General features: G+C 32.7%; 9 protein-coding genes. 1 reads left to right on the top strand and 8 read right to left on the bottom strand.

Annotated features, from left to right (window positions below):
* Nucleotides 1-297: 297 nt before the first annotated feature.
* On the bottom strand, nucleotides 298-2985 hold the full coding sequence (locus tag ABUA27_RS07360; RefSeq protein ID WP_349820487.1) for a sigma 54-interacting transcriptional regulator: 2688 nt from the start codon (nucleotides 2983-2985) through the stop codon (nucleotides 298-300).
* 125 nt (nucleotides 2986-3110) lie between these two features.
* Here ABUA27_RS07360 and ABUA27_RS07355 point away from each other — a divergent pair, with 125 nt between their 5' ends.
* Nucleotides 3111-4334, top strand: a complete 1224-nt coding sequence (locus ABUA27_RS07355; RefSeq protein ID WP_349820486.1) for an RNA polymerase factor sigma-54 — start codon at nucleotides 3111-3113, stop codon at nucleotides 4332-4334.
* Between the two features lie 84 nt (nucleotides 4335-4418).
* Here ABUA27_RS07355 and nrdD read toward each other — a convergent pair whose 3' ends face one another.
* The 7 genes from nrdD to ABUA27_RS07320 all read right to left on the bottom strand — a co-directional run.
* Complete coding sequence (nrdD, locus tag ABUA27_RS07350; protein ID WP_129981262.1) at nucleotides 4419-6587, bottom strand: anaerobic ribonucleoside-triphosphate reductase; 2169 nt, start codon at nucleotides 6585-6587, stop codon at nucleotides 4419-4421.
* Between the two features lie 282 nt (nucleotides 6588-6869).
* On the bottom strand, nucleotides 6870-8306 hold the full coding sequence (locus tag ABUA27_RS07345; protein WP_129981261.1) for a 6-phospho-beta-glucosidase: 1437 nt from the start codon (nucleotides 8304-8306) through the stop codon (nucleotides 6870-6872).
* Entirely contained in the window at nucleotides 8303-9073 is a 771-nt protein-coding gene (locus ABUA27_RS07340) for an HD domain-containing protein (protein ID WP_287846491.1), read from the bottom strand. The genes ABUA27_RS07345 and ABUA27_RS07340 overlap by 4 nt, the downstream gene beginning before the upstream one ends.
* Nucleotides 9066-9827, bottom strand: coding sequence for a type I 3-dehydroquinate dehydratase (aroD, locus tag ABUA27_RS07335; protein WP_349820485.1), 762 nt, complete (start codon nucleotides 9825-9827; stop codon nucleotides 9066-9068). Before aroD ends, ABUA27_RS07340 begins: the two co-directional genes overlap by 8 nt.
* Nucleotides 9805-10491 (bottom strand): alpha/beta fold hydrolase, encoded by a 687-nt coding sequence (locus ABUA27_RS07330; protein ID WP_330041161.1) that lies wholly within the window; start codon nucleotides 10489-10491, stop codon nucleotides 9805-9807. Before ABUA27_RS07330 ends, aroD begins: the two co-directional genes overlap by 23 nt.
* 160 nt (nucleotides 10492-10651) lie before the next feature.
* Entirely contained in the window at nucleotides 10652-10807 is a 156-nt protein-coding gene (locus ABUA27_RS07325) for a MarR family transcriptional regulator (RefSeq protein WP_192924009.1), read from the bottom strand.
* Nucleotides 10808-11043: 236 nt separating this feature from the next.
* A partial coding sequence (locus tag ABUA27_RS07320) for an RNA-guided endonuclease InsQ/TnpB family protein (protein ID WP_349820484.1) occupies nucleotides 11044-11993 on the bottom strand: 950 nt, incomplete at its 5' end.

Below are 11993 nucleotides of genomic sequence, written 5' to 3'. Positions count from 1 at the left end.
AAGCAAGCTTCGTGCCAGTTTACAGATCTTTACGCTTGATCTGCATAACCAGCTTCCACTTATACTCAAGCAAGCTTCGTGCCAGTTTATAGATTCTTACGCTCAATCTGTACAACTAACTTCCACTTATACTCAAGCAAGCTTCGTGCCAGTTTACAGATCTTTACGCTTGATCTGCATAACCAGCTTCCACTTATACTCAAGCAAGCTTCATGCCAGTTTATAGATCTTTACGCTTAATCTGTACAACTAACTTCCACTTTTAAACAAGCAAAAAGTGTGCCAATTAATAGCACACTAATCATTAATAATATAGTTGTATATATATTCTATTTCTTCATCTGGAATCTCAACATTGTAGTATGTTTTAACTTCTTTCATTGAGATATTTACTTGATCTATAAACTCTTGATGCTTTTCTTTAAAGTCTTGATCAGTAAAGTTTGAAATAGCTTGTCTTGTAACTAATCTTTCTACAAGACAACAGATATGAACATATAATCCAAAGCATGTTCTATTCTTAAATCTCTTATGTAAGATATTCTGTAGATGATCAATTGCTTTCGCTACATGTTCTAGTAGTTTATCTGGATTTAATATAGTTAAGTTATTCATAACATTGGATAATGTGAAATTACGTAAGATATTCTTTTCGAATACCTCCATCTGAGCTTGAGTCATATACTTTCCAAAATATACTTCTATCGCATTCTGACCCTCATTAATAATCAATTCCTGTATACCTATATATTTCATAGATTCAATATTTGGATCAAGTGTTCCAATGACACATACAACCTCATAATCATTCATTAACTGATCACAGACCTGTTTACGTATTAAAGCAGGATAATCATAAGTAATAATCTTTAAATTAGAATCTTCAGGTAAAGAATTGAATAAGATTTCTTTGATCTTATTCGCTGTACCAACTCCTGATGCACAAGAACAGATTACAATAGGGTCTTTCTTTTTCTTAAGTTCTATATGCGTTTTATAGATGTTTTCCTTAAGAATAGAATCAATTACTTCAGTCACTGTTTTATTGAGTTTAATTCCCTGTCCTATTTCTAACGCACATTTAGTATTAATATTGTTTACTAAGGCAATATCTGCATTACTTGTATCTAATCCCTGATATATTTCTTCAAGAGAACCCATATCAACTAATAAATAAAGTTTTGAGATATTTCCAACATGTGCAATGTAATCACTGATCTTTCTTGTAATAGTTTGTACATCCACATCTAACGGCATATCAATCGCATCAAATATATAACTATTCAACATTCTATTGGCTGCTTCTGCAATAGAACTTGCAGTTGAATAACCATGCGCAATAATAACCGCAATTGTGAGATCTTCACCAGAATGTGCAAAATACTTAATCATACAAATACAGATAATACATTCTACAAACTCATCAATATCCTGATTCATATTATTCTTTAAGTAATGAGAAACTTCCTGTCCTATTTCATATTCACGATGAAATTCTAGTTTTAGATATTTCTTTAAGTTTTTTACTTCATCATAATTCTCATTGATCCAGTTATTTGTGAGATATGTATTCTTAGAGAATTCTGAGACATATGTCGCAAGTGCAATCAACTCATTATGTGAAGTCCTAAAGCCATAATGTTCAGTGATATTATTAAATATCTTTTCTAGATAGTTTGTAAGATAATCAATTGAATCTGCACGATTATCATTAAATATAAGCTTCTCAAAATATCTATCTACAGTATTCTGTGCATTTACTGCAAATGACTGATCTCTTTTAAGATTAATTAATGATTGATAAAAATCTTTAATGATCCCCTGATCTGATACAGGAAGAAGTGTGTTAAGAGACACAAGTTTATGCTTCTTCATAATCATAGAGGAAACATCTATACTATTTCTAATACTGTCAGGTAAATCATAAGCATGTATTTCTAACGTATCTGAATTACTTTTATATAATGCACTCACACAGCTTGCCTGAATAGTATTAGTCAGTTCACCAATATTACCTACAAATGTGTGATTCAGTAACAACTCATAAACGTTAGATGAAATAAGAATTGTTTTACCAACACGCTTCTCTTCGTTCTTCAAAAAGCTATACATGAGTTCTAGCTTTTCATTTTCTCCTCTTTGTGCAAGAGATGGAATTGTAAGAATAACTGGAATACGTCTGAGGAATGTTTTTAATAATGCTTTTTGTGGAACTTCTGTTGTCGCAAATATAATTCTACATTTAGATTTATACCACTTATTATTATCACCTACTAAGTGATAGATTCCCTGGTCCATATAAAGGAATAATTTTTCCTGACATTCAGCATTTAAACAATGCACTTCGTCTAAGAATAATACTCCACCATCCGCAAAATGTAATAAACCTAAGTTATCACTTTCTGCACCTGTAAAAGCACCTTTTTTATAGCCAAACAGATTCGCTGTGAGTAGTTCTGGGTTATTAGCATACTCTGAACAGTTCACCTGTACAAAATTCTTAGATGCATCAATTAAGCCTGTGTCTACACAATATTCATACGTAAGTTTAGCCATAAATGATTTACCTGTACCAGTTGGTCCATAAAACAACATAGGTAATCCTACTGGAGGGTAAGATACTGTTGCCTTAATCTTCTCTACAATCTGATACATGCTTTCATTAGACCCAATAAGCTTTTCGAAGTTCTTTAATTCTGTCTGATTGTTTAATTCAGCTTCCAATTCATCTAATGATTTGTATTCATCTGATGAGAGCTTCTTCTTATACTTACTTTCAAGAGAACCTCTTGAAAGATATAAAACAGGGCTTGTCTTGATTTTAATAAGCTTCTTGTCATTAAATAGTTCATTTAATAATCTAGTCACTTGATTTCTACTTAGTTTTAATTCTTTTGATAATTGGATGGATTGACATTCTTCATATGAATTTTGATCCATTCTTCCATTAATCAACAACATTATTTTTTCTTTCAATGAAATCACCTCATCGTTCATGATAAAACAAATAAAACTTGTGTGCAACAATCGTTATTCGTTATACTTTTCTATTAAATATCCATACATTAATTGGCACGGATTTTGCTATATAATAGTGAGGGGTGATGAATATGAAACAAAAAATGCAATATATTCAAACATTAAAACAAACATTAAAATTAAATCAAAAACTTTTAAAATCGTTAGATTTCCTTACTGACAACATTGATGATATCAATAAAGTTGTTCAACAAGTATTAGAAACAAATCCTTTTTTAGAACTAAAATCACCTAAAAACTATGATACTCAGCAATTTATTGAAAGTATTTCTAATAAACGTTCTTTAAAAGATGATCTCTATTTACAGTTAAGTGCATGTACTCGTCCATATAATGAAGATTTGATGGATTATTTGATTGAATCATTAGATGATAGTGGGTTCTTATCCTACCCTATTAATCAATATCTCACTGATTTAGATATAGACAGAGAAATGCTTGATGCTCATTTAGATATATTACGTTCTTTTGAACCAAATGGTGTTGGAGCTGCTGATGCTATTGATTCAATTATCATTCAATTAAAAAATAATAATAAAACAAAAAGCTATACACTATTTAGAGATTATCAGGATGTTATCTTAACTCAAAACTATTCACTTATTAAACAGAAAACAGGATTAAAAAAAGAAGAGATAGACCATTTATTTTATGAAATACGTTCTTGTAATCCATTCCCATGCAATATGTATAGTTCATCCCAGGATGATTATATCTCCCCAGATATTTTAATAGAGGTAGAAGATTCTAATATTATGATTACTCCTATCAATCAACCTGAACTCATCGTAAATGATCTTCTTTATGAGAAGGTAAAGAATGATGAAAATATGAAATCTTATTTTAATGATGCACATTTCTTAATTGAAAATCTCACAAAGAGAAATCAAACAGTATTATTTGTCGCAAATGCTTTAGTTGATATCCAGAGTGGTTATTTCTTATACGATGATGAATTATATCCATGTACTTTATCACAACTTGCAAGTGAAACAGGATTCCATGAATCTACTATTTCACGTACATTAAATAATAAGTACTACAGCTTTAATGGTGAGGTTTATCCTCTTAAACAACTTCTTGTTTCTCAAACTGCTTCAGGAGATAGTAGCGATTCTATTAAAAAGGCTATTGTTGAATTAGTTGATAGTGAAGATAAAGAACATCCTCTTTCAGACAATCAGATTCTTAGTCAACTTGAAGAATTGGATCTACATTGTTCAAGACGTGTAATAGTTAAATATAGACAACAATTAAATATTCCTTCGTCTACAAAACGTAAGGTCCTTAAATAAGGCTGTGGTTTTCACAGTCTTTTAAATTAAAAAGAGATAACCAATCACGGTTATCTCTTAAACCCTTAATGACACAAGGCTTTCCTAGTTATTTTCCTGATATACTCTATTATCTAAATGTACAAAACGTTCTTTGATTTCCTGTGTACGTCCCTTATTCCAGAAGTTATCACCAAGATAACCACATGTTCTACGACATACATTTAATGTCTTATGGTTTCTATTACCACAGTTAGGACAATACCATTCATTGTTTTCATCTAATAAGATTTCTCCAGAGAAACCACATTCCTGACAATAGTCAGACTTAGTATTGATTTCAGCGTATTGAATTGTTTCATACATATAGTTAATTAATTCTTTCATGGCATCAAAGTTATTTGTCATATTAGTCACTTCTACATAACTAATAGCTCCTCCAGAAGAAATCTTCTGGAACTTTGCTTCAAAGCCTAATTTAGAGAATGCATCAATATGTTCTCTTACATTGACATGATAAGAGTTAGTAATATAGTCTTTATCTGTTACACCAGGCACGACTCCAAATCTCTTCTTTAATGCACGTGCTAATGTATAAGTAGTTGATTCTGCAGGAGTACCATATAAGGCAAATCCTAAACCTGTATCCTTCTTCCATTTATCACATGCATTTCTTAATTTCTGCATAATTTCAAGAGCTAATGCATCGCCTTCTTCAGTAGTATGAGACTGACCAATTAATGCCACTACACATTCATATAAACCAATATAGCCTAATGATAATGTAGAATAACAAGTATCTAATAATGAATCGATCTTTTCTCCTGGTTTTAATCTTGCGATGGCACCATACTGCCAATGAATTGGAGAAATATCTGAAGGAGTCCCCTTTAAACTTTCATGTCTTAACATTAATGCTTCATAACATAAATCTAAACGTTCATCTAGAATCTTCCAGAATGAATCCATATTCTTGTTAGCTGATAAACCAACATCAGTTAAGTTAAGTGTAACTACACCCTGGTTAAAACGACCATACCACTGATATTCACCTTTTTCATTCTTCCATGGAGATAAGAATGAACGACATCCCATACAAGGGAATACTTGTCCTTCATAGTTTTCTCTCATGATCTTTGCGCTGATGAAATCAGGCATCATACGCTTAGATACACATTTAACCGCTAAATCTGTTAAATAACGATACTGTGAATCATCAGGCACATTATTATCATCCAATACATAAAGTAATTTAGGGAATGCTGGAGTGACATAAGCACCCACAGGATTCTTCATACCGATATATCTCTGTTTTAAGATTTCTTCAATTAATAAAGCTGTTTCTTCAATATAGTCTGGTTCTTCTCTTAAATACATGAAAATAGATAAGAATGGAGCCTGACCATTAGTTGTAGAGAATGTATTGATCTGATACTGGATAGTCTGTACACCTGCTTTGATTTCTTCATGAAGACGAGACTTTGCAATCTTTTCAATCTGTTCTTCTGTATAATCAATACCTACTTCTTTGCCTTCTTTTCTTACAGCCTTTAAATGTTTCTTATATGATACACGTACATAAGGTGCTAAATGAGAGATAGAGATTGTCTGTCCTCCATACTGACCATTAGCAACCTGCTGAACAATCTGAGTTGCAACAGTACATGCTGTCTGTAAAGACTTAGGTGTTTCAATCAATTTATCATTAATAACTGTGCCATTCGCAAACATATCCTTTAAGTTTACTAGATCGCAGTTATGCATCTTCTGGATATAGTAATCCATATCATGGAAATGAATAATACCATCATCATGTGCCTGTACAATCTTTGGTGGTAATAATAAACGGCGACAATAGTCTCTAGAGAATTCACCAGCAATTAAGTCTCTCTGAGTAGCTAATACAGTCGCATCTTTATTAGAGTTTTCATCCATTGCTTCTTTATTAGTCTGATTGACAATACCATAAATCGCATTATCAATTGTATTAGTTTCTCTCTGGAATTCTCTTACCCTACGATAGCCTTCATAAGCCTTGGCAGTAAGTACTTCTCCTTTTTCAATTAACTTTTCAAAAACCTGTCCTTCAATACGATAAATGCTGATAGATGCTGCTCCACTTGATTTATGCCAGTCTTCAATTTCATGTGAGATTTTAGATGCAATTTCAGGTTTCACAATACCGCTGCCATAGCGCATAGCCTTTAAAATCGCATTTTCAATCTTACTTCCATCAAAAGCTACCTTTGAGCCATCTCTCTTGATTACCTCCATGTTATTTACCCTCCTCATAAGAAAATCTATTAGGATGAAATACCTAATAGATTTTTTCTAATTCTATATTAGTCTAAATTAGTTGCACATGCAACTAATATGCTTGAGATAAAAAAATATCTCACAAATAATTCATTAACGTGAAAAAATGTTGAATTTATCAACGTTTTTTTAATTATTGATAAACATAAAGAATGTTTACCCTTAAACAGTATAAAAACCCATGAGCCTAATGTCAAGCATTTCTCATGGGTTTCTTTTTTTCGCAATGTTGAAAGCGAATTAACCTAAATCTTCACCATTGCTTGCAACAACTTTCTTATACCAGTTAAATGAATCTTTCTTACTTCTTTCTAGTGTACCGCTTCCATCGTTGTTACGATCTACATAGATAAAGCCATAACGTTTCTTCATTTCACCTGTAGTAAAAGAGACACAGTCAATGCAGCCCCATGGTGTATAACCCATTAAGTCTACACCATCAATTTCTACAGCTTTCTTCATCTGTTCAATATGTGCTCTTAAGTAATCTACACGATATGGGTCATGACAGCTGCCATCTTCTTCCTTCTTATCAATCGCACCAAAACCATTTTCTACAATAAATAATGGTTTTTCATATCTTTCATACATCTGATTCAAAGCATAACGCAAACCTTCTGGATCAATAGCCCATCCCCAGTCAGATACTTTAATAAATGGGTTAGCCACAGAATGTTCACTAGAACCATCTAAAGATTTAGAAACATCTTTATGTGCTGTAGAGTCTACAGTATTAGTCATGTAATAAGAGAATCCGATATAATCTACTGTACCTGCAGCTAAAGCTTCTTTATCTTCTTCAGTGATATCTAAGTTAAAGCCTTTGTTTTCAAACATCTTTAAGGCATAACGTGGATAATGACCACGGCACTGTACATCACAGAAGAACCATCTCTGATGCATCATTTCAGTAGATAATACCATATCTGCTGGACGGCAAGAGAATGGATAAATAGGAACCATTGCAATCATATTACCGATTAAGAAGTTAGGATTGATTTCATGACCAATCTTCACAGCCTTTGCACTGGCTACCAATTCATAATGACCACACTGATACATCGCTTCTTCTGGATTATCATAGTTTCCAAAATGAGCACCACTGTTAGTCCATCCAAAAATATCATTCTTATAGTTCATCTGGTTGTTGATTTCATTGAAAGTCATCCAGTATTTAACTTTATCTTTATATCTCTTGAAACATACTTCTGCGAACTTTACAAAGAAATCAATAGTCTTTCTGTTCATGAATCCGCCATATTCCTTGGCAAGATGATAAGGCATTTCAAAGTGAGATAATGTAATGACTGGTTCAATACCATATTTTAATAATTCATCAAATACATCATCATAGAACTGTAAACCTTCTTCATCAGGCTCTTCTTCATCACCTAATGGGAAGATTCTTGTCCAGGCAATAGATGTTCTAAAGCATTTAAAGCCCATTTCTGCGAATAGCTTGATATCTTCCTTGTAATGATGATAGAAATCAATGCCGATGTGGTTTGGATAATATAATCCTTCCTTTACTCCATCAGTAATCACACGTGGTGTTGATACGTTACCACCTGTCATTACATCAGCAACACTTAAACCTTTAGTAGTGTCTAATACACCACCTTCAAACTGGTGAGCTGCTAAAGCACCACCCCATAGGAAATCCTTTGGTAAACTCATACGCATCCTCCTTTAATATACTCTAGTGCGCATTTTTCTAACGCTCGATATTTCTTTAATATCTCTAGATCTTCTATTTTTATTTTATCAAAGCTTCTTTCAATATAGTGATTTTTTTCAATATATGATTTACTTTCATCAAAATAAAGATCAAATATAAAAGCAATATAAGAAATCCACATGTCTAAATGTGTTTTTCTTGTAGGAGCATAAATAAGTTGATGTTTACAGAACTGTTGATAGACTTCATCAGTTATAGATTCTTTTCCTGCTTCCTCATAAGTCACACCTAGTAAGACTGTATCCTTTTCTACATCTTTAACACGAAAATGATCTAATTTATCTGCATCTCTAATCATATGTATGTAAAAGAGTTCTTCTTCACTAAAGCCTTCTTCTACTTTGTATTTATTATGCTGTTCTATAGCATTTTTAATAATAGTGTCATATGTATCTTCTTCTATGAACTCTCTAATAAGTCCCTCCTCAAATAATACATGAGAAGAATACATTGCATGATCCACTGTTTCTCTATCTAGGAAAGAATGATATAAGCGAAACTGTTCAAAACGACCTATATCATGTAATAGGCCGATTAGCAGACATAAGTCTTTTTCTTCAGTTTTTTCTTTCATATCACATAGTTCACCCATAACATCCATTACTTTATAAGAATGCACATATTTAAGATGTATATGTGGGATAGAGAGATCATAACGATTGACATAATTATCAAATGCCTTTTTCGCATGATCTAAATTAATCATGTAGAACCTCTAATACTTTCTTTAAATCATCAAGAGGAACCTGTCCTGGTGCACTCGCATCCTTGGCTGTCGCAAAGGTCATACATGAACCAAAGTATTCCCCCATCATACGTGACAACCGTCCTAGTTTACCCATAGACATAGTAATAATAGGTTTTCCTAAACGCTGACTTGAATAAAGAGTGGCTTCTAGAAGTGTTAATAGGTCTTCTTTACTTTCAGGCATAACAGCAAGTTTAGGTAAATCAGCCCCTAATATTTCCATCTTTTCTAGTGTTTCCTGCATATCTTCTCTTGATGGTGTTTCCTCAAAATGATGTTCACTCATAATAACATGAACACCTTTCTTATGAGCATACTGAACAAGTTCCATCACAGATTCATATCCCTGCGATAACTCAATATCTACTAGATCCACATGAGCATCACAGATTTCTTTAATACAATGTATATACTCTAAAGAAGTAAGTTCTCCTTCTCCTCCTTCACTCACAGTACGGATTGTACCTAATACAAGTCTATCTGTATGTTTCTTAATTTCTTCTAATGCATCTGTCAAATGTCCTTCTTTTAATCCTTCATAGAAATCAAGTCTAATTTCTACTACATCATAATCTAAATCCTTATAAGAATCTAAAGTATCAATAATATCTTCTTTAGTTGTATCTACAATAGGAAGACAAATCTTAGGTGTTCCATCTCCAAATACAACATTATTTATATCTAATACATTATGCTTCGTGATGACAGGCATATAAAAACCCCCTTATTTCTCTTAATGTTTTATCATATTGATCACCTAATAAGAAATGTGGTGAACCTTTAATCACCTTATGTACACAATAAGGCAATGATGACTGAATAAATGTGAAATCAGAATCCTTGATTACATCATGTTCACCAGATAGTAATAAAGCTGGAATCTTAAGTTCTGATAAGTAATCTGCAGTAAAATGTGGCTCTTTTGTCATAAACGAAATGAGCTTAAAACGTATTCTTGATTTCTTATCATATATACAGAATATTGGCAATAAGAGTAATGTCATATACATATGGAGACGATAATACCATTTAATGCCTTGAGGAGTGGCATTAGGTGAAAGAAGTGCCATATGTTTTAAACGGTCATCTTTACCTGCAAGTGTAAGTGCGATATTCGCACCATCACTAAAGCCAATGACATCATATTCTTCTAAATCTAGTTCATTTGCGACATCCATTACATCCTGAGCCATACGGTCTAGTGTTAAAGGCCCACTCTTAATAGATTTACCATGATAACGTGAATCCATTGCGATTAATTGATAATCGTTTTCTAAATCTTTGATTAATTGATCATATATTTTTCTATTTTCCTGATTACCATGTAATAAGATAATTGGGTAACCATTTCCATGTACTTCATAATATATTTTCATAGCATTACCTCGCTTTGACCACATTATAACACATATTGAATAACTATGAAAAAAGTGACTTGTTAATGTGTTTAACAGTTACTCTCATCAGCAATCAAAATAACATTGATATATACAATGTTTTTCTAATATCATACAGTGCAGGAAATGTGGTAATATATTATTTCTTCACTATCCATTTACCACTTCTATTAGAGCCTTCTCTTTCTACTAACCCATTTAAACGCAAGTATTGAATGATGTTTTGAATCTGTTTTCTGGTTAGATTGAATTCTTCCATTAGCTTAACCTGTGTTACAAAAGGATTTTCTCTCATTTATAAAGTATCTCTAAACTTCTTTCAGTTCCTTTTTTTGCTCAACTTCGGCTGCCACTCGAAATGTGATTAAATATACTCACATCGAGATAATGTAAGTTCTCACGAACATTACTTACTATATCATCGTGTATGCTTTGGATTGACCGAAATCATATCTACTCACAGGTCCTAGTACACTCCATAGTCGTAAATTCCCGAAATAGCCTTCGGTACATACCTACGTTTGCGTTCATTTATGCAACTTCGTAGGTTGTAGCATCTCTCAGATTAAGTGCAGCATTGAAATCTCTGTCTTCGATATAGCCACAATCACATTTGAAAAGTCTATCTGAAAGCTTTAAATCTTTCTTGATATGTTTGCAGCAGTGACAAGTCTTAGATGATGGGAACCATCTATCTACAACTCGAAGTTCAATTCCGTTCTCCCTGCATTTAGCTTGAAGTTTTGTTCTAAATTCATAAAACTTCTGCGAAGCAACTGCCTTTGAAAGATGCTTGTTCTTCATCATTCCTGATACGTTTAGATCTTCAATCGTTATATAAGATGGCTTGGTTTTCACTATCTCTGCGATTATCTTATTGATGTAGTCAGTACGAATATTGTCAATTCTATGATGAAGTTTCTGTATCTTAAGCCTTTGTTTTTGTATATTTCTTTTTTGAGTGGACCCTCCTTTCTTCAGATTTTCATACTTTCGAGAAAGACTTCTCTGTTCTCGAATAAGCTTCTTTTCAAGCTTCTTTAATTTTGCAGATTTATTGATATTCTTATAAGTCTTTCTATTAGAAACAATCGCAAAGTCCTTTAATCCAAGGTCAATGCCAATTCCTTTACTGGAATGACTGGCTATCCTTTTATTCTTGATTTCTATAAGAACTGAAACATAGTATCTGTCAGCTTTTATTGAGACATGACCGCTTTTAATTACGTATCCATCCTTTGTAGTGGGAATATATCCTTTCTCTTTGATGCGGACCCAGCCAAGTGACGGAATCTTGAGTCTGTGTCTTTCGCAAAGGCAATCTTTTGGATTATTCCTTACAAAATACATTTTCACATCAGATCTGCCTTTCTTCTTAAATTTTGGAAAGGCGCTCTTGTGATCAAAGAATCTCTTAAATGCGGTCTGTCCGTTATTTACTGCCTGTGTTACCGATTTTGAATAAGCTTCCTTGATCCAGG

The sequence above is a fragment of the Catenibacterium sp. RTP21428st1_D7_RTP21428_210409 genome (genome assembly GCF_040227455.1).
GTDB lineage: Bacteria > Bacillota_I > Bacilli_A > Erysipelotrichales > Coprobacillaceae > Catenibacterium > Catenibacterium mitsuoka_A.
The sequence above is the reverse complement of the archived record's forward strand: the minus strand, read 5'-3'. Positions and strand labels throughout refer to the sequence as shown.